The sequence below is a fragment of the Nocardia transvalensis NBRC 15921 genome (assembly GCF_000308875.1).
Taxonomy (GTDB): Bacteria; Actinomycetota; Actinomycetes; order Mycobacteriales; family Mycobacteriaceae; genus Nocardia; species Nocardia transvalensis.
In genome coordinates, this window is record NZ_BAGL01000035.1 from 64,538 (window position 1) to 86,390 (window position 21,853).

Sequence of the window (21,853 nt, forward strand, 5' to 3'; positions counted from 1 at the left end):
GATGCCACACCCACCCGAGCCGACGCTGACCGGGCCCCTGCTGGCCGCCATCGCCGAGGCCGAGAAACTCATCGCCACAGCCGATTTCGTCCGCGACGACCGCGACCTCGCCGAGGGGTACGACTACCTCGCCGGCAGCATCCAGGCCGTACTCCAGCTGTCGCGCGCGCACGGCACCAGCCATCCGTACTTCGTCACCTCCACGGGCCCGTACACCAAGATGGGCCTGGACAATCCGGATACGCTCTACTACCACGCGAATGTGGAGCCGGAGGCGGAGTACCTGATCACCGGGACGCGGGGCAGTACGGTCGATCTGAGTTTCCAGGTGCTCAAGGGCGATTACACCGCCACCGACGTGCCCGGCGGCGACGACGCCTTCGACGACCGCCGTATCGATATCGCGGCCGACGGCAGCTATCAGCTGAGATTCGGCCCGCCGCGGGAGAATCCGGGGCCGAACTACTTCGTGCTCGGCGAGGGCGCGTCCATGCTCGCCGTGCGCGAGGTGTACGCGGACTGGACCACCGAGCGCAAGGGCACGATCCGGATCGAGCGGGTCGACACGATCGGAACCGCGCCCGCCGCAGCGGATCTCGACACGTTGCGCAAGCGGCAGCGGGCCGCCGCGCGCATGCTGATCCAGCGGGTGCACACCTGGTTCAACTTCCCGAAGTGGTTCTACCTGGACCTGCCGGTGAATACGCTCACCGAGCCGCGGCTGACCCCGGGCGGCCTGAGCACCCAGTACTCCTCGGTCGGCCACTTCGACCTCGAGGACGACCAGGCCCTGATCATCACCGTGCCGAAATCCGAGGTGCCCTATCAGGGATTCCAGCTCGGTAGCCGCTGGTACATCTCGCTGGACTACGTCAACCACCAGACCAGCCTCAACAGCGCGCAGGCCCGGGTCGATCCCGACGGCATGATCCGGATGGTGGTCTCGGCCCGAAATCCCGGCATCGCCAACTGGATCGAGACGACCGGATGCACGCACGGCATCCTCCAGTTCCGCTGGCAGCGCGCCGACCGGGCGCTGACCCCCGCCGACGGGCCCACCATCGAACTGGTGCCGTTCGGCAAGGTGCGGGAGGTGCTGCCGCACTACGACCACAACGCGATCGACGAGGCGGGCTGGCGCGCGCGAATCGCGGACCGCCAGCGCGGTTTCGCGGGACGGATGCTCGCATGACCCGGGAGGGAACCGCTGTGAACAATGCTCTGCTCGCCGGCAAGGTGGTCGTCGTCAGCGGCGTCGGCCCGGGACTGGGCCGGTCGATCTGCCTGGAGGCCGCGGCCGCCGGCGCGCGGGTGGTCCTGGCCGCCCGCACGGAATCGCGGCTGAAGGAGGTCGCGGCGGAGATCGAGGCCGCCGGTGGCGAAACCCTGTGTGCCCCCACCGATATCACCGACGACGCCGCGGTGGCGAATCTGGTGCAGCGCACGCTGGACACGTTCGGCCGCATCGACGCGCTGGTCAACAACGCGTTCGCGGTGCCGTCGATGAAACCGCTGGCCCGCACCGACTTCCAGCAGATCCGGGACAGTCTGGACCTGACCGTGCTCGGCGGGCTGCGCATGACGCAGGCGTTCACCGGACCGCTGGCGGAGACCGAAGGCGCTGTGGTGATGATCAATTCGGCGGTGCTGCGGCACTCCGAACCTCGCTACGGCAGCTACAAGGTCGCCAAATCGGCGTTGCTCGCCATGTCGCAGACGCTGGCGACCGAGCTGGGGGAGAAGGGGATTCGCGTCAACAGCGTGGCCCCGGGCTATATCTGGAGCGATCAGCTGAAGTGGTATTTCGGCGAGGTCGCCGAGAAGTACGGCATCACCGTCGATCAGGTCTACGAGCAGACCGCGGCGCGCTCCGACCTCAAACGCCTGCCCGAACCCGACGAAATCGCCCGCGCCGTGGTGTTTCTGGCCTCCAGCTGGTCCAGTGCGATCACGGGGCAGACGCTCGATGTGAATTGCGGCGAGTACCACGCGTGAAGGGAACCGATAGATGACCACCCGTACAGACGTCGGCACTATCGAGGATCTCCATGCCTCGGCGACGAAGGCTTGCGGACTCACCGATTTCGGCGCGGACGACTACCACGAGGCGCTCGGGGTGCTGCTGGAGTCGTATCAGCGGGATGCCGATCTCACCGAACTCGGCAGCAAGATGAACCGGTACTTCCTGCGCGGCGCGCTGGTGGCCCGGGCGCTGAGTGAGGCGTCCTGGCAGGCGAATCCGCAGTATGCCGATACCCCGATCACCCGGCCGATCTTCGTGACCGGCCTGCCTCGCACCGGCACGACGGCCCTGCATCGCCTGCTGGCCGCCGATCCCCGTCATCAGGCCCTCGAAATGTGGCTGACCGAATTCCCGCAGCCGCGCCCGCCGCGCGAGACCTGGGCGGACAACCCGGTGTATCGGCAGATCGACGCCGGATTCGCCCAGCACCACATCGAGAATCCGGAGTTCATGGGCCTGCACTACATGACCGCCGCCGAGGTGGAGGAGTGCTGGCAGCTGCTGCGGCAGACCGTGAAATCGGTGTCCTATGAATGCCTGGCGTATCTGCCCACCTATTCGCGGTGGCTGCGCGGGCAGGACTGGACCGACGCCTACGCCCGGCACCGCCGCAATCTCCAGCTGATCGGCATGGGCGATCAGCGGCGCTGGATCCTGAAGAATCCCAGTCATCTGTTCGCCCTGGACGCGCTGCTGGCGGTCTACCCGGACGCGCTGGTCATCCAGACGCACCGCGATCCGGCCACGGTGCTCGCCTCGGTGTGCAGCCTGTCCGACCACGCCGCGCGCGGCTGGTCGAACGCCTTCACCGGCGACCGGATCGGGGAGACCCAGCTGGAGTTGTGGTCGCGGGGACTGCACGAGTTCACCGCCGTCCGCGCGCGGCACGACCGGGCCCAGTTCCTCGATGTCGACTTCGCCGATCTGCGCAACGACCCGCTCGGCACGGTCGAATCGATCTACCGCGCCTTCGGCATCGACCTCACCGACGACGCCCGTGCCGCCATGACGGCGCTCGACGAGGAGAGCCGCACCGGCGATCGGCGTCCCGCGCACAAGTATTCGCTGGCCGACTACGGCCTGAGCGAGGCGCAGGTCAAGGAGAGTTTCGGGTAGTCAGTCCGGTTTGCCGCGCCGCCGCGCCCGGCGCTCCCGGATCGCCGCGAAGCGCACCTCCAGGCCGTCGACGAACGATTCGAGCGCCAACTCGAAACTCTCCGAGTCGATTTCGTCGGCCTTGGCGCGCAGCAGGTGGGCCTGCTCGAGGTGGGGGTAGCGGTCGCGGTAGACCTGCACGTCGTCGACGAAGCCGCGGGAGAACGAGCCGACCGTGGAGCCCATGACCACGTAGCGGGTGGCGGCGCCGATCATGGTGGCCTGGCGCGGCGGCCAGCCCGCCCGCACCAGGCCGCCGTGCACGGCGTCGGCGGCGCGCAGATTCTCCTCGCGGTGCCCCGGCCCGGTCGCCAGGTACGGCACGAAATTGGGGTGCCGGACCAGGGCGGCGCGGTACGAGCGCGCCCAGGTCGTCAGGGCGTGCCGCCAGTCGCCGGATTCGAACGCCGAGGTGTCGACGCGGACCATGATCGCGCCCGCGATCTCGTCGAGCAGGTCGTCCTTGGTGGGGTAGTGGCCGTACAGGGAGGCGGCCCGCACACCCAGTTCCGCGGCGAGTTTGCGCATCGACAGCTCGGCCAGGCCGTCGCGATCGATCAGTTCCAGCGCCGCGTCGCGGATGCGCTCGCGGCTGAGCAGCGGCACGCGCGGCCTCGCCATGCCCACCTCCTTGATCAACCGAACGGCGTTAGGATACGGTACGACCATAAACCTAACGCCGTACGGTTAGGAGTCTTTCCGCCATGGATCTCGAACTCGGTGACGCCCACAGCGCGCTGCGCGACCTCGCCCGCGCCTGGGTGGACAAGGAGGTCGTGCCGCACGCGGCGGCCTGGGACCGGGCCGAGGCGGTGGATCTCGCGATCGTGCGCAAACTCGGCGACGTGGGGTTCCTGGGCATCGAGATTCCCGAGGAGTACGGCGGCTCCGGCGGAGACGCCTTGTCGTACTGCGTCCTGCTGGAGGAACTCGGCCGCGGGGACAGTTCGGTGCGCGGCATCGTCTCGGTCTCGCTGGGCCTGGTCGCCAAGTCGATCAAGGCCTACGGCAGCGAGGAGCAGAAGGAGCACTGGCTGCCCCGGCTGTGCGCGGGGGAGTCGCTGGGCTGCTTCGGGCTCACCGAACCCGGAACCGGTTCCGACGCGGCCAATCTCGTGACGAAGGCGGTCCGCGACGGCGACGACTGGGTGCTGTCGGGAACCAAGGTCTTCATCACCAACGGCACGTGGGCCGATATCGCGCTGATCTTCGCGCGCACCGGCGGACCCGGGCCGAAGGGCGTGACGGCGTTCCTGGTGCCGACCGACGCGGCGGGCTTCGGCCGCACCGAGATCAAGGGGAAGCTCGGCCTGCGCGGGCAGGCGACCGCCGAGATCGTGCTCGACGGTGTGCGCGTGCCGGATTCGGCGCGGCTGGGCGCGGAGGGCACCGGCTTCCGGATCGCCATGGCGGCCCTGGACAAGGGGCGCATGGGGGTGGCCGCCGGCTGTGTCGGCGTGGCCCGCGCCTGCCTCGAGGCGTCGGTGCGGTACGCCAAGGAGCGCGAGCAGTTCGGCAAGCCGATCGCGTCCTACCAGCTGGTGCAGGAGCTGCTCGCCGATATCGCCGTGGATGTCGACGCGGCGCGGCTGCTGGCGTGGCGGGTGGCCGATCTCGTCGACCGCGGCAAACCCTTCGGCACCGAGGCGTCGGTGGCGAAGCTGTTCGCGAGCGAGGCGGCGGTGAAGGCCGCCAACAACGCGATCCAGGTCTTCGGCGGCTACGGGTACATCGACGAGTACCCGGTACAGAAGTACCTGCGCGACGCCCGCGTGCTCACCCTCTACGAGGGCACCAGCCAGATCCAGAAGCTGCTCATCGGCCGCGCCCTCACCGGCGTGAACGCCTTCGTCTGATCCGCGACCGGAGGGAGACCTCGTGCCCGCGACACTGTCCCTGGCCAGCATCCTCGCCGAGAACGCCCGCAGGCGTCCCGACGCCCTCGCGCTCGTGGAGGGCGAGCGGCGTCTGACCTTCGCCCAAGTGTGGCGGCAGGCACGGGAACAGGCGGCCGCGCTGATCGAACTCGGTGTGCGGCCGGGGGACCGGGTGGCGCTCATGGGCCCCAATACCGCCGAGTTCCCCCGCGCCTACTACGCGATTCTCGCCGCCGGGGCCGCGGTGGTCCCGGTGCACCTGCTGCTGACCGCCGACGAGGCGGAATTCGTGCTGCGCGACAGCGGCGCCACCCTCCTGATCTGTCACGAGCAGGTCGCCGCGGTCGGGCGGGAGGCGGCGCGGCGGGCGGACATTCCGTGCGCCGACCCGAAAGATCTGGCCGCCGAGCCGATTCCGGCGTTCCTCTCGCGCGACCCGGCGGATACGGCGGTGGTGTTCTACACCAGCGGCACCACCGGCCGCCCCAAGGGCGCCGAGCTGAGCCACCTCAACATGGTGATGTGCGCGACGGTGAACGCCTTCGACGCCAACGAGGTCCACCGCGACGATATCGCCCTCGGCGCGCTGCCGCTGTTCCACGTGTTCGGGCAGACGGTCTCGATGAATTCGACCTGGCGGGCCGGGGCGACGCTGGTCCTGCTGCCGAGATTCGATGCGGCCGAGGCGATCCGGCTGATGGTGGCCGAGGGCGTCAACACCTTCCATGGCGTGCCGACCATGTATTACGGATTGGTCGATGCCGCCGCCGACGCCTCGGAGTTACCAGCGCTGCGGCTGTGTATCTCCGGCGGTGCTGCCCTGCCGCCGCCACTGCTCGAGCGCTTCGAAAAAGCTTACGGCGCACAGATTCTGGAAGGCTACGGCCTGTCGGAGACCTCGCCGACCGTGACGGTGAACCAGCCGCTGCTGGGCCCGCGGGCGGGCACGGTCGGGCATCCGGTGTGGGGCGTGGATGTCGAGATCGCCGACCCTGCCGTGCGCGAGCGCGTCGACCTGCTGCCCACCGGCAGCGTGGGCGAGGTGGTGGTGCGGGGGCACAACGTCTTCGGCGGGTATACGGGCCGGCCCGAGGCGACCGCCGAGGCCGTGGTCGACGGCTGGTTCCGCACCGGCGACCTCGGAACGCGCGATGCCGAGGGCTATCTGACGATCGTCGACCGCATCAAGGAGATGATCATCCGCGGCGGTTTCAACGTCTACCCGACCGAGGTCGAGGCGGCCCTGCTGCGGCATCCGATGATCGCTCAGGTCGCGGTGATCGGCGTGCCCGACGAGACCTACGGCGAGGAGATCCTGGCGGTCGTGGTCCCCGCGGGCCCGCTGACCGCCGACGACGTGATCGCCTACGCCCGTGACCATGTGGCACGGTACAAGTACCCGCGCCGGGTCGAGTTCGTCACGGAGCTGCCGCTCGGACCGACGCACAAGGTCCTGAAACGAGAACTGAAGGAGCGCTACACATGACCGATTTCACCGACCTGGACGCGCTGCGGGCAGCGGTGGGCACCGAGATCGGCATCAGCGACTGGATGACCGTCGAACAGGACCGCATCGATACGTTCGCCGAGGCCACCGGCGACCACCAGTGGATCCACGTCGACCCCGAGCGGGCCGCGTCGGGACCCTACGGCCGCACCATCGCGCACGGGTTCCTCACCCTGTCGCTGCTGGTGCCGCTCGCCAACCAGGCCGCCTCGGTCGGCGGCATCCGGATGGGAATCAACTACGGCCTCAACAAGGTTCGCTTCATCACGCCGGTGCCCTCGGGCGGCCGGATCCGCGCCCGCGTCGCGCTCGACTCCGTGCGCGACATCCCCGGCGGCGTGCAGGCCGAGCGCACCGTCACCGTCGAGCTGGAGGGCGCCGACAAGCCGGCGTGCGTCGCCGAGAGCATCGTGCGCTACCTGGCCTGACGGTCAGGCGGCGTGCCGCAGCTTCAGGATCGGGATCAGGCGATCGGTCTTGGCCGCGTACTCCAGGTAGCGGGGCTGCTCGGTGGTGATCCGCTTCCACGCCGCGTCGCGCCGGTCGCCGTCCAGCTGCTCGACCTGGACCCGGAACGTGCGCCCGCCGACCTCGGCCCACACCTGGTCGGGATGGGCGGCGATGTTGTGGTACCAGGCCGGATGCTGCGACGACCCGCCCATGGACGCGACCACCAGCCAGCCGTCCTCGTCCGGGAACCGGCTCACCGTGACCCGGCGGCGCTGCCCGGATTTCGCGCCGATCGTTGTCAGGTACAGCAGGTCCATGCCCTGGAACCGGTCGCTCTGCCACCGGTGGACGCGCTCCATCACCCGTGTCACGACCCGGGTGACCGCGTTACTCGACATCGGTGGCCGCCCCCGCGAACCCGGCGGAATCTTCTCGAAGCTCATGGCGTGCTCCTGCCAGCCGTACCTCATGGCATTCTAGAAAGTTCCGCCGCCCGGTATGGGTGAATTCGCGGGGGCCTCGAAACTTCCCGTTGCCCGGTCACACCGTCCCGTGGCCCGGCATGCGTGGATCACGGGTGCTCCGCGATCAGGCCGGGCCCAGTTGGTCCGTCAGCGCGGCCCAGCGGTCCAGGAGTTGCCCGGCCGCGCCGGAGTCCACGGCGTGGGCGGCGCGTCGCAGGGCGGCGGCCAGGGCGTCGTGGAGGTCGTCGCCGGCGGTCTCGGGGGTCAGTTCGAAGGCGACGATCGCGGCGGCCGAATTCAGCAGGACCGCGTCGCGGACGGGGCCCGGCTCACCGGCGAGCAGGTTGCGGGCGACGACGGCGTTGGTCTCGGCGTCGCCGCCGCGCAGCGCCTCCTGCGGCACCCGCTCGATGCCGAGCCGGGTCGGATCGATGGTCGTCTGCGCCAGATGCCCGCCCGCGACCACCCAGGCGTCGGTGGTGTCGGCGGTGGTGATCTCGTCGAGCCCGTCGTTGCCGCGCACCACGAGCGCGTTGTTGCCGCGCTCGGCGAACGCGCCCGCGATGACCGGCAGCAGGTCGGCGAACGCGCAGCCGATCAGGCCGGCCTGGGGCTGCGCCGGATTGGTGAGCGGGCCCAGCACGTTGAAGACGGTCGGGATGCCGATCTCCTTGCGCGCCGGCCCGGCGAAGCGCAGCCCGGAGTGGAACAGCGGCGCGAAACAGAATCCGATGCCGACCTCGTGCACGCAGCGGGCCACCGCGTCCGGATCCAGCGCGATCCGGATACCCAGCGCCTCGAGCACGTCGGCGCCGCCGCTCTTGGACGAGGCCGCCCGGTTGCCGTGCTTGACCACCGGAATCCCGCTGGCCGCCACCACGATCGAGGACATGGTCGAGATGTTGACGGTGCCGGACCGGTCGCCGCCGGTGCCGACGATATCCACCGCGCCGACGTCCAGGGGCACCCGCCGCGCGTGCCCCAGCATGCCCTGCGCCATCCCGGACAGCTCCGTCGCCGTGGGGCCCTTCATCTTCATGGCCACGCCGAACGCCGCGATCTGGGCCTGGGTGGCATTGTCGGAGAAGATCTCGTCGATCGCCCACGCGGCCTCCTCCGTGGTCAGGTCGACCCCATCGGTGAGGGCCCCGAGGATCTGGGCCCAGGTGCGCGTGCTCATCAACATCTCCCGTCACGGATTCCGCACATCAGGTGCTGGCTAGCAGCCTAATGGGCCGGATCGGAATCGCCCGGTTGCAGGGCGTCCCAGCCCAGGGCCGCACCGTCGTGGCGCTGGGCCAGTCCGGCCATGCGCGACCGCTCCTGGGAGCAGTGCAGGGCGTCGAGCACCTGTACGCGCTGGAGGATCAGGGTGGCGTCGGCCGCGCGCCAGCGCCGCCGAACAGGCCTCGGCATCATCGAAACTCGAGGCGACGACCACCAGATCGGTTCGGGCGGGATCCAATTCCGCCGCGCCGCCGCGGCCCCGCAGCCGCTCCCATACCGTCCGCAGACCCATCCCGCACCCGCTCCCTCGTCGTCTCCGGACGCTCCGAATCGGGGTGTCACCGGCGTCCGGCGCACAACAATAGGCATCGGTTCCGCATGCCCGGGACCCCGGTCCGCACCCCGGCGAGGGGCTTATAACCGCCTCCGAACTGGGTATTCTCGTGACACGCCGGGGGCCGGTCGAGACCCGCTCTCGCCGTGGGATTTCCGACACGCACCGGGAAGTTTCCTACCCGGCTACGCCTGTCGTACTACGACGAGTCATACTTACCCGCGTGACGACCGCAGTAGGGACCCCAGGATCGGCCATTACTCAGCGTGTGCACTCGCTGAACCGGCCCAACATGGTCAGCGTCGGAACCATCATCTGGCTGTCGAGCGAGCTGATGTTCTTCGCCGGCCTCTTCGCCATGTACTTCGTCGCCCGGGCCCAGGCTCACGGCAACTGGCCGCCGGAGCCGACCGAGCTGAACCTGAAGCTCGCCGTTCCGGTCACGGCCGTGCTGATCGCGTCGTCGTTCACCTGCCAGATGGGCGTGTTCTCCGCCGAGCGAGGCGACGTGTTCGGGCTGCGGCGCTGGTATGTGGTCACCTTCTTCATGGGCCTGTTCTTCGTGATCGGCCAGGGCACCGAGTACCACGCCCTGTACCAGGAGGGCACCACGATCTCGAGCAGCGTCTACGGCTCGACGTTCTTCATCACCACCGGTTTCCACGGTCTGCACGTCATCGGCGGTCTCATCGCGTTCATCTTCCTGCTGGTGCGCACCAAGGTCAGCAAGTTCACGCCGGCCCAGGCCACCGCGGCGATCGTCGTCTCCTACTACTGGCACTTCGTCGACATCGTGTGGATCGGGTTGTTCGCCACGATCTACTTCGTCCGGTAGGACCCCCTAGTCTTCGACAGAGCATCAGTCGGTTCCGTCTACTCCAAAGGGACACAGATGAGTTCATCCCCCCCGTCCGCGCCGGATCCCGCCAGCCCCGGGATCGGCAGCGCTCGGAACAACCAGGCCACCAGGACCCGCAGGCAGCGCCGGATGAAGCGCAAGCTGGCGGGTGGTCTCGTTCTTCTGATGGGCCTGGTCGGAGCCGGTTTCGCGGCGTCGGCGCTGACCCCGCATGCCCAGGTCGCGACGGCGAACGAGGATCAGTCGGCGCTGATCCGCGAGGGTAAGCAGATCTACGACACCTCCTGCATCACCTGCCACGGCGCGAACCTGCAGGGCGTGCCGGATCGCGGGCCCAGCCTGATCGGTGTCGGCGAGGCGGCCGTCTACTTCCAGGTCTCCACCGGTCGCATGCCCGCCGCCGCCAACGGCTCGCAGATCGCCCGCAAGCCCCCGAAGTTCGACGAGCGCCAGACGGACGCGCTGAGCGCCTACGTCGCGGCCAACGGCGGCGGCCCGACCGTCGTGCGGGACCCGAACGGCGAGGTCGCGATGGAGTCGCTGACCGCCGGCGGCGATCTCGGCCGCGGCGGCGAGCTGTTCCGGATGAACTGCGCGTCGTGCCACAACTTCACCGGTAAGGGCGGTGCGCTCTCGTCCGGTAAGTTCGCGCCGCCGCTCGGCGAGGCCAACGAGCAGCAGATCTACACCGCGATGCTGACCGGCCCGCAGAACATGCCGAAGTTCTCCGACCGCCAGCTGTCGCCGGAGGAGAAGCGCGACATCGTCGCCTACGTCAAGGACCGGACCGAATCCAAGCCCGAGGCGGGCTACGGCCTCGGCGGCTTCGGCCCCGCGACCGAGGGCCTGGCCATCTGGGTGGTCGGCATCGTGCTCCTGGTCGGCTCGGCGATGTGGATCGGATCCCGGTCATGAGCGAGCGGAGCGAGCGAACAATGGACACAGCCGAGTACTCGCTCGTGACGACGCCGAGCGCTAGCGAGGCGGCGGCATGAGCGAGAAGGAGCAGAACGAGATGGGCGCGCCCGAGCACGGCAAGCCAGGGGACGACCTGAACCCCACCGAGGAGCAGCTCGACGCGATGACCCGCGACGAGCTGGTCGCCCTCGGCACCAAGCGCGACGGCGTCGACGTCGCCTACCGCGCGCCGCGCTGGCCGGTTCCGGGCACCCGCGCGGAGAAGCGCGCCGAGCGCCAGGTGGCGCTGTGGTTCGCCATCTCGGGCCTCGCGGCCGTCGCGCTGATCGGCGTGTTCCTGTTCTGGCCGTGGGAGTACAAGGGCCGGCACGAGGACGGCGCCGGCATCTACTCGCTGACCACGCCGCTGTACGGCATCACGCTGGGCGTGTCCGTGCTCGCCATCGGCATCGCGGTCGTGCTGATCCGCAAGAAGTTCATCCCGCCGGAGATCTCCATCCAGGACCGCCACGACGGCAAGTCCCCGGAGGTGGAGCGCCGCACCCTGATCGCGCAGCTGCAGGACGCGGGGGAGACCTCGACGCTCGGCCGCCGCAAGCTGATCACCCGCACCGCGGGTCTGGGCGTGGGCGTGCTGGGTATCGGCGCGCTGTTCATGTTCGTCGGCGGCATGATCAAGAACCCGTGGGCCAAGGGCGACAAGTCGCCGCTGTGGGTGTCCGGCTGGACCCCGGACTACCCGGGCCAGACCATCTACATCCGCAAGGACACCGGCCGTCCCGAGGACATCGTGCTGGTGCGTCCGGAGGATCTCGACGCCGGCGCCATGGAGACCGTCTTCCCCTGGAAAGAGGAGTGGCGCGGCGACGAGCACGAGACACTGCAGTCGCTGCGCGGTATCCGCAACGCGGTCATGCTGATCCGCCTGCGCACCGAGGACGCGCAGAAGGCCATCAAGCGCAAGGGCCAGGAGAGCTTCAACTACGGCGACTACTTCGCCTACTCGAAGATCTGCACCCACCTGGGCTGCCCGACGTCGCTGTTCGAGCAGCAGACCAACCGGATCCTGTGCCCGTGCCACCAGTCGCAGTTCTCGGCCACCGAGTGGGGTAAGCCGGTCTTCGGCCCCGCCGCCCGCGCGCTGCCGCAGCTGCCGATCACCGTCAACTCCGAGGGCTACCTGGTCGCCGCGGGCGACTTCATCGAGCCGCTCGGACCGGCCTACTGGGAGCGTCGTTCATGAGTCCTAGCAAAGCGGCCGCACAGGCCAACGAAATGGACGAGCGCTACCACATGGCGGCGTTCGTCAAGCGGTCGATCAACAAGGTCTTCCCGACCCACTGGTCGTTTCTGCTCGGCGAGATCGCGCTGTACAGCTTCATCATCCTGCTGCTGACGGGTATCTACCTGACGCTGTACTTCGACCCGTCGATGAGCGAGGTCGTCTACAACGGCTCGTACCAGCCGCTGCGCGGCGTGACCATGTCGCGTGCCTTCGAGACGGCGCTGAACATCTCCTTCGAGGTGCGTGGCGGCCTGTTCGTGCGGCAGGTGCACCACTGGGCGGCCCTGCTGTTCGCGGCGTCGATCATCATCCACCTGTTCCGCATCTTCTTCACCGGCGCGTTCCGCAAGCCGCGCGAGGCGAACTGGGTGATCGGCTCGCTGCTGCTGATCCTGGCGATGTTCGAGGGTTTCTTCGGCTACTCGCTGCCGGACGACCTGCTGTCGGGCACCGGTCTGCGGGCGGCGTTCTCGGGTATCACCATCGGCGTTCCGGTGGTGGGCACCTGGATCCACTGGCTGATCTTCGGCGGTGACTTCCCGGGCGAGATCATCATCCCGCGCCTGTACATCGCGCACGTGCTGCTGCTGCCGGGCATCATCCTGGCGCTGATCGCGGCGCACGTGGCGCTGGTCTGGTACCAGAAGCACACCCAGTTCCCCGGCCCCGGCCGGACGGAGAAGAACGTCGTGGGCGCGCGCATCGTGCCGGTGTTCGCGGCGGATCAGGGCGCGTTCTTCATGTTCAGCCTCGGCATCGTCGCCCTGATGGGTGGCGTGCTGCAGATCAACCCGATCTGGAACCTGGGTCCCTACAACCCGTCTCAGGTGTCGGCGGGGTCGCAGCCCGATATGTACATGATGTGGACCGACGGCATGGCCCGCCTGATGCCGCCCTGGGAGCTGTATCTGGGCCGGTACACGATTCCCGCGCCGTTCTGGGTCGCGCTCATCATGGGTCTGGTGTTCACGGTGCTGATCGCCTACCCGTGGATCGAGAAGCGGCTCACCGGTGACGACGCCCCGCACAACCTGCTGCAGCGGCCGCGGGACGTGCCGGTGCGCACCGCCATCGGCGCCATGGCCATCGCCTTCTATCTGGTGCTGACGCTGGCGTGCGTGAACGACATCATCGCGTTCAAGTTCGACATCTCGCTGAACGCGACGACGTGGTTCTTCCGCATCGCGCTGCTGCTCGGCCCGCCGCTGGCCTACTTCGTGGCCTACCGGATGTGCCTGGGCCTGCAGCGCAGCGATCGCGCGGTGCTGGAGCACGGCATCGAGACCGGTGTCATCAAGCGTCTCCCGCACGGCGAGTACATCGAGGTGCACCAGCCGCTGGGCCCGGTCGACGACCACGGGCACCCGATTCCGCTGGAGTACCAGGGCGCCCCGGTCCCGAAGAAGATGAACAAGCTCGGCTGGGCGGGCAAGCCCGGTCTGGGTTCGTTCCTCCGCGCCGACCCGGCGGGCCAGGCGGAGCAGCTCACCGCCTACGAGAAGGACGAGCACCACAAGCAGCTGGAGATCCTGGCCGAATACCAGGACCAGTCCAGCGGCGAAGGCAAGTCCGGCCACTGATCCCGACAGCAACGGCCCCGAGTCCACCGACTCGGGGCCGTTCCGCGTTCCGGGGTTACTCGCCGATGGAGAAGCCGGCCTCGATATCGGCTCGGGAATAGGACTTGAAGGCGATGTGGGTGGCGGTGCGGAGGACGCCGGGGGTCTTGTTGACGCGGCCGGTCACGACCTCGGCGATCTGCTCGTGGTCGCGGACGCGCACCACCGCGATGAGATCGACGTCGCCCGCGCACGAGTAGACCTCGGCGACGCCGTCGAGATCGGCCAGGGCCTGCGCGGTCTCGGGGATGCGGGCGGCCTCGGCGTGGATCAGCACGATCGCGGTAATCATGTCCGTGAGTCTAGGCGTACCTCGGCATTCGCTCCGGTAGTGCGCGGGCTGAGGACGGCTGCGCCGACCAGGCGAGCCTAGGCGCGGGCGGCGTAGTCGTGGGCGAGGGATTCGGTGTGGCGGGCGGACTGGGCGAGGTCGAGCCACGCCAGCCACGCCCCGGCGCCCAGCCGTGGCTCGTGGTAGCCGTCGGTGGTCCGCACGATGCGGGTGCCGGGTTCCTCGAGCCAGCGGGCCAGCAGGGCCGTTTCCTCGGGGGAGGCGCCGCGCAGGGGCGGATGACGCGGATCGGAGAACGGATCGGACGCGGCAGGCAACGCCTCCTGGTCCGCGCCGGGGGCGTCCAGGCGGACGGGGACGACGGTTTCGGCCGCGGCGACCAAAGAATCGACGACCGGCATCGGCGGAACACCGCGCGGGGCGGTGCCCGCAGCGGCCAGGCGGCCGTACCGGATGACGGCGAACTCCCACCCGCCGGAGCCGTCGGAGCGCGCGGCGACGAGTTCGGCGATGCGGGCCAGCGCCGCGAGTCGCTGGGTGCGCCGCAGCGCCCGGACGACGGCGGCCAGATGGTCGCGCAGGCGGGCGGCGGCCTCGAAATGCTCGGCGGCGGAATGGGCGTCGATCCGGTCCCGCACGAGATGCAGCAGCGCGTCGCTGTGGCCGGTGAACAGGCGGTGTGCGGCGTGCGGCGCCGCGGCGTACTCCTGCGCGGTGCGCAGCCGTCCGTCGGCGCTCGCCGGACAGCCGCCGACCGCGGCGGGCGGGCAGTCGGCGCCGTGCCGGCCGCCGCGGGGGATGCGCGTGGTGCAGGTGCGCAGCCCGCAGTGCTCGGCCACGGTGGCGGCCACCTCGGTGGCGTCGGCACGAGAGTGGAACGGGCCCAGGGCATCCCAGGTCGGGGCGCGGGTGACGGTGAAGCGGGGGAAGGGCTCGGCGGTGAGCGTGAGCCACCACGCCCGCTTGGGAAATTTCGACCGGCGGTTGTACGGCGGCGTGTGCGCCACGAGCAGCCGCAGCTCCCGCACCCCGGCCTCCAGCCCGTGCGCGCAGGGCACGTGGTCGACACGGGTCGCCAGCGCGACCATCTCGCGCATGCGCGTGCGGGTCTCGGATCCGGTGAAGTAGGTGCGCACCCGGCGGCGCAGATTCACGGCCGTCCCTATATAGAGGACCTCCTCCGACGGCCCGCGGAACAGATACACCCCGGGCACCGCCGGGAGATCCGCCGCCAGAAAGCGTTTGGACCGCTGCCGCCGGCTCACCTCCGGCAGATAGTCCACGAGTTCGGTGAGGCTCTGCACGCCGAGATTGCCGACCCGCTCGATCAGCGCGTGCAGGACATCGACGGTGGCGCGGGCGTCGTCGAGTGCGCGGTGCGTCGGGCGGGTGGCCGAGCCCAGCAGTTGCGCCAGCGCGGACAGGCGCACGGTGGGCGCCTCGTCACGCGGCAGGATCCGCCGCGCCAGCTGCACCGTGCACAGCACCTGGAACGGGGGCCAGGCGGCCTCGCAGCGGGCCGTCGCGGCCTTGAGGAATCCGGTGTCGAATCGGGCGTTGTGGGCGACCAGGACCGCGCCCGCCGCGAACTCCAGGAAGCCGGGCAGGACGGCCTCGATTTGGGGCGCGTCCATCACCATGGCCGTCGTGATGCCGGTGACCTGCACGATCTGCGGCGGGATCGCGCAGCCCGGATTGATCAGGGTGGCGAATTCGCCCAGGACCTCGCCGCCACGCACCTTCACCGCGCCGATCTCGGTGATCGCGTCCCGCTCCGGGCTGGTGCCGGTGGTCTCCAGGTCGACGACGACGAAAGTGACGTCGTACAGCGGCGTATCCAGGTCGTCGAAGGCCAGCTGGGCCGGACGCGGTCTGCCTGACGGCGCGTCGGACACGGTCGGGGGCACGGCGAGCAGCGTAGGTCGGGGGTCCGACAAGAATGCCATCCGTGATATTCGCGTGATGGCTCGCGGGACATACCCGGCGTGCGAGGCTCGAATTGCCGGAATACGCGGAAAAGTGACCAGGGTCACATCAATACGCATTCGGAATAAGTGACCCGTGATCTACCGAGAACAATCGGGCACGCCAGTAGGGGCCTTGCGGCGTACCGGCACAGCACTGGCCGCCGAGGAAACCGGTCGGTCGCATCGATTGCGAAATGCTTCCCTCGACATGCGGGTTCCACGATCGGGTCCGTCGTAAACACGAGACGGGCGCGTCGGTCGACCGGCCGGTTAACTCGCGGAAAACCCCCTGGTAGCCGCGCCGCGTTATCGTTTCGTGATTGGTGTGAGATATGTCGCATGCCGACTGGTCCGCCATTGCCGAGCGCCGCCGCACCGGACGGTCGCGGCTTTACAACGCACCGTTATGTGCTCGTAACCTTTTCGAGACCTCACGGAGTCCGACGCACCACCGGGTGCGGCGTCGTGGGGCAGATGAGGAGTACCGCATCATGGCGATCAAGCGACAGGTTCAGGGGCTGCCTCGCACCGCCCATCGGGCCGTTGCGGCCGGAGCCGTTGGCGCAGCCACCCTCAGCGCTCTGCTGCTGCCCGCGAGTCTCGCGTCGGCGGCGCCGGTGACCGTCCCGGGCGTCGGCAGCATCGACGTGCCGGATCAGGTCCTGGCCCAGATCCCGCCGGGCGTCGTGCCGCCGGGCATCGAACTTCCGGGCATCGCCCCCGCCCCCGCGCCGCAGCAGCAGACCCCCGGCCAGCGCGCCGCGGACGCCGCCATGACCCGCGTCGGCACGCCGTACTCCTACGGCGCCACCGGTCCGGACGCCTTCGACTGCTCGGGCCTGGTCCAGTGGTCCTACGAGCAGGCCGGCGTGGAACTGCCGCGCACCAGCCAGGCTCAGCTCAGCTCCGGCGCCCCGGTGTCGGAGGACGACCTGCAGCCGGGCGACGTCGTGTCGTTCTACGGCGGCAGCCATTCCGGCCTGTACGTCGGCGACGGCAATGTCGTGCACGCCTCGACCTACGGCCAGCCCGTCGCCGTCGCGCCCATCGCCTCGATGCCGTACGCGGGCGCGCGCCGCTACTGAAATCCCTGACGACCCGGACGGCGGCACCTGCCGCCGTCCGGGTAGCGGGACGGGTGCTGTGATCGTTTCGTGGCCTACTGGACACAAGCGCTCGCCGTTCCGTAACCTGATCGAGACCTTCGTGAGTTCCACCACCGCGTAACTACCGCGGATACCGCATTCGAACAGCGAGAACGGGGCTTGGCAGGCGTGAAAGCGCACCGCAACAATCGAACCAGACGTCTGGTGGGTGGATCCCTGGCGGCGGGAGTTCTGGTCCTCGGGACCGGTTCCGGTGGTGGCGCCGGCGCCGATCCGGCGGCCCAGCCGACCAGCGCCGGTGACGCCGTCCAGCGCCTGATCGATATGTCCCACCAGGCCGAGCAGCTCAATCAGCAGGCTCTCGCCGCGCAGTCCGACCTCGAGGCCAAGCAGGCCGTGGCGGGCGACGCCGACACCAAACTGGCCGGCGCCACCGAGGCCGTGAACGCCGCGCAGGCCGAGGTCCGCAAGTTCCAGCCCGCCATCGACCGCACCGCCGTCGCGGCCTATCAGGGCGCGCGCACCAACCGGCTGTTCTCGGTCCTGGTCAGCAATTCGCCGCAGCAGCTGCTGGACCAGATGTCGACGCTGGACGTGATGTCGACCCAGACCGCCGAGCAGGTCGCGCAGTACAAGAAGGCGTCCGACGCCGCGACGGCCGCCGAGTCCACCGCCCGCACCGCCTCCGACGCCGCCCGCGCCGCCGCCCAGCAGGCCGACAACGTCCGCGCCGACCTGGAGCGCAAACGCGCCGACCTCCAGGGCGGGATCGCGCAGGTGATCGGGGCGTGGGGCCAGCTGTCGGCGGGTGACAAGTCGGCGCTGTCCGGCACGCTGTTCCCGGCCGGTTTCGACCGCGACCGGCTGCTCAACGGCCTGGTTCCCGGCAGCGGCACCAGCGCGCTCGCCGCGGGCCTCACCCGGGTCGGCGATCCGTACGTCTGGGGCGCGACCGGCCCCGACCAGTTCGACTGCTCCGGCCTGGTGCAGTGGGCTTTTCACCAGGTCGGTATCAATGTGCCGCGCACGAGTCAGGCACAGGCCGGGGTCGGCACGCCGGTAAGCCGGCAGGAGCTGCAACCCGGCGATGTGGTGTTCTTCTATTCCGACGCTTCGCATGTGGGTATCTACGCGGGTAACGGTCTGATGCTGCACGCCTCGACCTTCGGAGTTCCGGTCGCGGTGGCTCCCATGGACTCGACCCCGTTCCACTCGGCGCGTCGATACTGGATGGGTATGTCGTAACCACACCGAGGTGAGCAGTGAGCGAGCTTGCGAGCGAGGGGCAGGAGTGACCGCCTGGCGGCGGTCTCGTGATTGGTTCGCCGCACGACGGCGGTTCGAATTCGTCGCCACCGTCGCGATGGTCGTCGCTCTGACGGCGGCGGGCGGCGCGCTGATCCTGCTGCCCAAGGCGGCACTGTCGAAGGTGCGCCCGGCGCCCGCGGTCGCGGAGGCCGCCGCGCCGCTCGATCCCGATCCGCAGCTCGCGGACCTGCGCCGGGTCATGGAATCCTACGGACCCGTTGTGACGCAGCAGGTTTCCGGCGAGGAGGGCCGCCTGTCCACGGTGCTGGGCCATCCCCGCCAGCGCGCCGACGTCGACACCCTCGCCCGCGAGATCGGCCCGGCCGTCACGGCGATCACCGAGCTGTGGGGACCGGAGTGGTCGCGCAGCGCGGTCGTTGCGGTCGCCTCCAGCCCGTCGGAGTTCGCGGCGATCAGCCATGCCACGGGCCCGGTGTCCGCGCAGGTGGCGGCGGCCTCGGTGGCGGATCCGTTCCTGCCCGGCCACCAGCCCACCGGGCAGCGCGTCGTCTTCGCCCCGAACGCGAGCCGCCGCCTCGGCGCCGAGGGACTGCGGGATACCTTGCGCCACGAGCTCACCCACGTGGCCGCCCGCGCGCGGACCGTCGACGGTTCGCCGCAGTGGGTGCTGGAGGGCTTCGCCGAATACTCCGCCCGCCGCGACGAGCAGGACCCGTTCGCGACGCAGGCGCCGCTGCTCTCCGCTCGCGCCCGCACCGGCGCGCTCCCCGACGACCTGCCGGGCGACGCCGCCTTCGCCCCCGCCGCCGGTACCGACGCCACCCTGGCCTACGAGCAGGCGTGGGCCGCGAATGCCTTCGCCGCGAGCCAATTCGGCGAGGCGCGGCTGGTGCGGCTGTACCAGCAGCTGGCCACCGGCCCGAAGGACGCCGACGCGCTCGACCGTTCGCTGCGCGACTGTCTCGGCGTCGGCCACACCGATTTCGTCGCCCGCTGGCGCGACTGGATCAAGTCCCGCATCGCGACCTGAACCCCGCCCCGACCGCCGGGACCCGGAGGCGAGTGACCGGAACGTCGCAATAGACTCGTGCCCCATGGCACGCACCCTGCTGGTTACCAACGACTTTCCCCCGCGGCCGGGCGGTATCCAGTCCTACGTGCACTCCCTCGCCCTGCAATTACCGCCGGACGACCTGGTGGTGTATGCGCCGCGGTGGCGCGGGGACAGCCATCTGCGCTTCGACGCCGAGCAGCCCTTCCAGGTGGTGCGGCATCCGACGACCCTGATGCTGCCGACCCCGCTGGTGCTGCGCCGGGCCGCGAAACTGCTGCGCGACGAGCGGTGCGACACCGTGTGGTTCGGCGCCGCCGCGCCGCTGGCGCTGCTGTCGCCGCTGCTGCGCCGGGCGGGCGCGCGCCGGATCGTGGCGAGTACGCACGGGCACGAGGTGGGCTGGTCGATGCTGCCCGCGGCCCGCCAGTCGCTGCGGGCCATCGGCGACACCACCGATGTGATCACCTACGTCAGCAAGTACACGCGGCGGCGATTCGCCGCCGCCTTCGGACCGCAGGCCGCGCTGGAATACCTGCCGCCCGGGGTCGACACCTCCGTCTTCCACCCGGATCCGGCTGCGCGCGAAGAACTTCGGGCCCGCTACGGGCTGGGGGACCGGCCCACCGTGCTCTGCCTGTCGCGGCTGGTCCCGCGCAAGGGCCAGGACATGCTGATCCTCGCGATGCGCGAGATCAAGGAGCGGATCGACGGCGCGGTCCTGGTGATCGCCGGCGGCGGCCCCTACGAGGAGAAATTGCGGGGTCTGGCGCAGGCGCTCGACCTGGGCGACGACGTGGTCTTCACGGGCCGGGTGCCCGCCGCCGAACTGGCCGCCCACCACACCCTCGCCGACGTCTTCGCCATGCCGAGCCGCACCCGCGGCGCCGGTTTGGACGTCGAGGGTCTGGGCATCGTCTACCTGGAGGCCTCGGCGAGCGGGGTGCCGGTGGTGGCCGGGGATTCCGGCGGCGCGCCGGAGACCGTGCAGGAGGGCACAACCGGCCACGTCGTGGACGGACGCTCGCAGAGCCAGATCGCCGACGCGGTCGTCGCGATCCTCTCCGACCGCGACGCCGCCGCCCGGATGGGCGCCGCCGGCCGCGAGTGGGTCGCCGACCAGTGGCGCTGGGACGTGCTCGGCGGCCGGCTGCGCACACTGCTGGATGCGAGCGCGCGTTCGAACCGCCGGTAATTCGTCGGCTAGGCTCACGAGCATGAGGGAGCGCACCGAGTCATGAGCACTGTCCAGGTTGCCGATCAGACGTTCGTCGCCGCGCCGGGCGCCGCGGTCGGCGAGGTGCTGGCCGATCGCGGCCGCTGGTACGCGTGGTGGCCCGACCTCACCCTCGAATTACGAGAAGACCGAGGTGACAAGGGAATTCGCTGGACGGTGGCGGGTCCGCTGGACGGCACCATGGAGGTGTGGCTGGAGACCTGCCTGGACGGGGTGATCCTGCACTACTTCCTGCACGCCGAACCCGGTGACGCGTCGCGGCTCTCGGCGCGCGACAAGATGGCGCTCAACCACGCGCGCCGGGTGGCGGGCAAGAAGATGGCCTTCGAGGTCAAGGCGCGGCTGGAGGCGGGCCGCCCCGCCGGTGTCGCACCGCTCCCGTCCTGACCGTCCACGCCCTCCGAAATCTGTTCTCCCGCACCGCGAACCCGGAAGGAAGCGTTGCCTCTCATGGCCGACCGTACCCAGAGGTCGATCATCATCGACGCCCCGTCGGATCGGGTGATGGGTGTCATCGCCGATCTCGAGTCGTATCCGGAGTGGGTGTCGGCGGCCCGGTCGGTGGAGATCGTCGACAAGTTCCCCGACGGGCGGGCGCGGACCGCGCGCTTCGTCCTCGACGCCGGGGTCGTCAAGGACACCTACCTGCTGTCCTACACCTGGCGGCCCGACGGTAAGGCCGTGAGCTGGCAATTGATCAGCGGCGAGCTGCAGAAGGCGCAGGACGGCACCTACGAGCTGATCGATCAGCCCGACGGCACCACCCAGGTGGTCTACGAGCTGACCGTGGATCTGACGATCCCGATGATCGGCATGTTCAAGCGCAAGGCCGAGAAAGTGATCACCGATACGGCGCTCAAGGAGCTCAAGAAGCGGGTCGAAGGCTGACCGGCTCGGTGGCGGCTGAGGGTGTGGCGGGCCGGACCCGCTTGGAGCTATTCATCGGCAAGGGCGGCGTCGGCAAGACGACGCTGGCCTGCGCCACGGCCCTGGCGCACACGCGATCCGGGGCGCGCGTCCTGATCGCCTCGCTGGATCAGGCGCATTCGCTCGGCGACGCCCTCGGTTTCCGGTTCCGGCACGATCCGGGGACCGTCGCGGGGGTCGCGCGGGTGCTGCCCGGTCTCGACGTCATCGAGATCGATTCGCTGGAACTGCTGGAGGACCGCTTCCGTGAGATCCTGCGCGTCCTCGGCACCACCCACGACAACGG

22 protein-coding genes and 1 pseudogene are annotated in these 21,853 nt (G+C 69.7%); 17 read left to right on the forward strand and 6 right to left on the reverse strand.

The features are described from left to right. Position 1: 1 nt before the first annotated feature. From ON41_RS11725 to ON41_RS11735, 3 genes are read left to right on the forward strand one after another with little or no spacing between them, the layout of a single operon-like run. A complete protein-coding gene (locus tag ON41_RS11725) occupies positions 2-1,192 on the forward strand; it encodes a hypothetical protein (RefSeq protein WP_040747594.1) in 1,191 nt (396 codons plus the stop codon). Then, positions 1,189-1,995: an SDR family oxidoreductase gene (locus tag ON41_RS11730; protein ID WP_040747595.1), complete on the forward strand. Its 807-nt coding sequence runs from the start codon at positions 1,189-1,191 to the stop codon at positions 1,993-1,995. Before ON41_RS11725 ends, ON41_RS11730 begins: the two co-directional genes overlap by 4 nt. Positions 1,996-2,008: 13 nt before the next feature. Beyond that, entirely contained in the window at positions 2,009-3,139 is a 1,131-nt protein-coding gene (locus ON41_RS11735; RefSeq protein ID WP_040747596.1) for a sulfotransferase family protein, read from the forward strand. Here ON41_RS11735 and ON41_RS11740 read toward each other — a convergent pair whose 3' ends face one another. Further along, on the reverse strand, positions 3,140-3,799 hold the full coding sequence (locus ON41_RS11740; RefSeq protein WP_040747597.1) for a TetR/AcrR family transcriptional regulator: 660 nt from the start codon (positions 3,797-3,799) through the stop codon (positions 3,140-3,142). 83 nt (positions 3,800-3,882) lie between these two features. On the opposite strand from ON41_RS11740, the gene ON41_RS11745 reads away from it, so the two are divergent. From ON41_RS11745 to ON41_RS11755, 3 genes are read left to right on the forward strand one after another with little or no spacing between them, the layout of a single operon-like run. Next, complete coding sequence (locus ON41_RS11745) at positions 3,883-5,034, forward strand: acyl-CoA dehydrogenase family protein (protein ID WP_040747598.1); 1,152 nt, start codon at positions 3,883-3,885, stop codon at positions 5,032-5,034. 22 nt (positions 5,035-5,056) lie between these two features. Next, positions 5,057-6,541 carry a long-chain-fatty-acid--CoA ligase gene (locus tag ON41_RS11750; RefSeq protein WP_040747599.1) on the forward strand — a complete coding sequence of 495 codons (1,485 nt, stop codon included), beginning with the start codon at positions 5,057-5,059 and terminating at the stop codon, positions 6,539-6,541. Further along, entirely contained in the window at positions 6,538-6,990 is a 453-nt protein-coding gene (locus ON41_RS11755) for a MaoC family dehydratase (protein ID WP_040747600.1), read from the forward strand. Before ON41_RS11750 ends, ON41_RS11755 begins: the two co-directional genes overlap by 4 nt. Positions 6,991-6,993: 3 nt before the next feature. Here ON41_RS11755 and ON41_RS11760 read toward each other — a convergent pair whose 3' ends face one another. From ON41_RS11760 to ON41_RS39700, 3 genes and pseudogenes are all read right to left on the reverse strand, one after another. Continuing rightward, on the reverse strand, positions 6,994-7,455 hold the full coding sequence (locus ON41_RS11760) for a nitroreductase/quinone reductase family protein (protein ID WP_246461697.1): 462 nt from the start codon (positions 7,453-7,455) through the stop codon (positions 6,994-6,996). A gap of 145 nt (positions 7,456-7,600) precedes the next feature. Continuing rightward, positions 7,601-8,656: an anthranilate phosphoribosyltransferase gene (gene trpD / locus ON41_RS11765; protein WP_040747627.1), complete on the reverse strand. Its 1,056-nt coding sequence runs from the start codon at positions 8,654-8,656 to the stop codon at positions 7,601-7,603. Positions 8,657-8,703: 47 nt separating this feature from the next. Then, positions 8,704-8,995, reverse strand: a pseudogene (locus tag ON41_RS39700) (hypothetical protein). 265 nt (positions 8,996-9,260) lie between these two features. Between ON41_RS39700 and ctaE the strand changes: the two are divergent. From ctaE to qcrB, 4 genes are all read left to right on the forward strand, one after another. Further along, positions 9,261-9,872, forward strand: a complete 612-nt coding sequence (gene ctaE, locus ON41_RS11775) for an aa3-type cytochrome oxidase subunit III (protein ID WP_040747602.1) — start codon at positions 9,261-9,263, stop codon at positions 9,870-9,872. 57 nt (positions 9,873-9,929) lie between these two features. Continuing rightward, positions 9,930-10,811, forward strand: a complete 882-nt coding sequence (gene qcrC, locus ON41_RS11780; RefSeq protein WP_083905284.1) for a cytochrome bc1 complex diheme cytochrome c subunit — start codon at positions 9,930-9,932, stop codon at positions 10,809-10,811. A 100-nt stretch (positions 10,812-10,911) separates the two neighbouring features. Beyond that, positions 10,912-12,057: a cytochrome bc1 complex Rieske iron-sulfur subunit gene (qcrA, locus tag ON41_RS11785; protein ID WP_040747628.1), complete on the forward strand. Its 1,146-nt coding sequence runs from the start codon at positions 10,912-10,914 to the stop codon at positions 12,055-12,057. Then, a complete protein-coding gene (gene qcrB, locus ON41_RS11790) occupies positions 12,054-13,679 on the forward strand; it encodes a cytochrome bc1 complex cytochrome b subunit (protein WP_040747604.1) in 1,626 nt (541 codons plus the stop codon). The genes qcrA and qcrB overlap by 4 nt, the downstream gene beginning before the upstream one ends. Positions 13,680-13,734: 55 nt before the next feature. Here qcrB and ON41_RS11795 read toward each other — a convergent pair whose 3' ends face one another. Beyond that, a complete protein-coding gene (locus ON41_RS11795; protein ID WP_040747605.1) occupies positions 13,735-14,010 on the reverse strand; it encodes an Lrp/AsnC family transcriptional regulator in 276 nt (91 codons plus the stop codon). Between the two features lie 77 nt (positions 14,011-14,087). Continuing rightward, positions 14,088-15,956, reverse strand: a complete 1,869-nt coding sequence (locus tag ON41_RS11800; RefSeq protein ID WP_083905285.1) for a DEDD exonuclease domain-containing protein — start codon at positions 15,954-15,956, stop codon at positions 14,088-14,090. Positions 15,957-16,468: 512 nt separating this feature from the next. Here ON41_RS11800 and ON41_RS11805 point away from each other — a divergent pair. The 7 genes from ON41_RS11805 to ON41_RS11835 form a co-directional block, all read left to right on the forward strand. After that, positions 16,469-17,062 carry a C40 family peptidase gene (locus ON41_RS11805; protein WP_051161256.1) on the forward strand — a complete coding sequence of 198 codons (594 nt, stop codon included), beginning with the start codon at positions 16,469-16,471 and terminating at the stop codon, positions 17,060-17,062. A 225-nt stretch (positions 17,063-17,287) separates the two neighbouring features. Next, positions 17,288-18,328: an NlpC/P60 family protein gene (locus ON41_RS11810; protein ID WP_051161257.1), complete on the forward strand. Its 1,041-nt coding sequence runs from the start codon at positions 17,288-17,290 to the stop codon at positions 18,326-18,328. Between the two features lie 46 nt (positions 18,329-18,374). Beyond that, positions 18,375-19,382: a hypothetical protein gene (locus tag ON41_RS11815; RefSeq protein ID WP_040747607.1), complete on the forward strand. Its 1,008-nt coding sequence runs from the start codon at positions 18,375-18,377 to the stop codon at positions 19,380-19,382. Between the two features lie 64 nt (positions 19,383-19,446). Next, the gene (locus tag ON41_RS11820) at positions 19,447-20,598 is read left to right on the forward strand and encodes a glycosyltransferase family 4 protein (RefSeq protein WP_040747608.1); all 1,152 of its coding nucleotides are present in this window, start codon (positions 19,447-19,449) and stop codon (positions 20,596-20,598) included. A gap of 42 nt (positions 20,599-20,640) precedes the next feature. Then, the gene (locus ON41_RS11825) at positions 20,641-21,027 is read left to right on the forward strand and encodes a hypothetical protein (protein ID WP_040747609.1); all 387 of its coding nucleotides are present in this window, start codon (positions 20,641-20,643) and stop codon (positions 21,025-21,027) included. Between the two features lie 63 nt (positions 21,028-21,090). Then, positions 21,091-21,528 (forward strand): SRPBCC family protein, encoded by a 438-nt coding sequence (locus ON41_RS11830; RefSeq protein ID WP_040747610.1) that lies wholly within the window; start codon positions 21,091-21,093, stop codon positions 21,526-21,528. 8 nt (positions 21,529-21,536) lie between these two features. Beyond that, on the forward strand, positions 21,537-21,853 hold a 317-nt coding region (locus ON41_RS11835), incomplete at its 3' end, for an ArsA family ATPase (protein WP_276325726.1).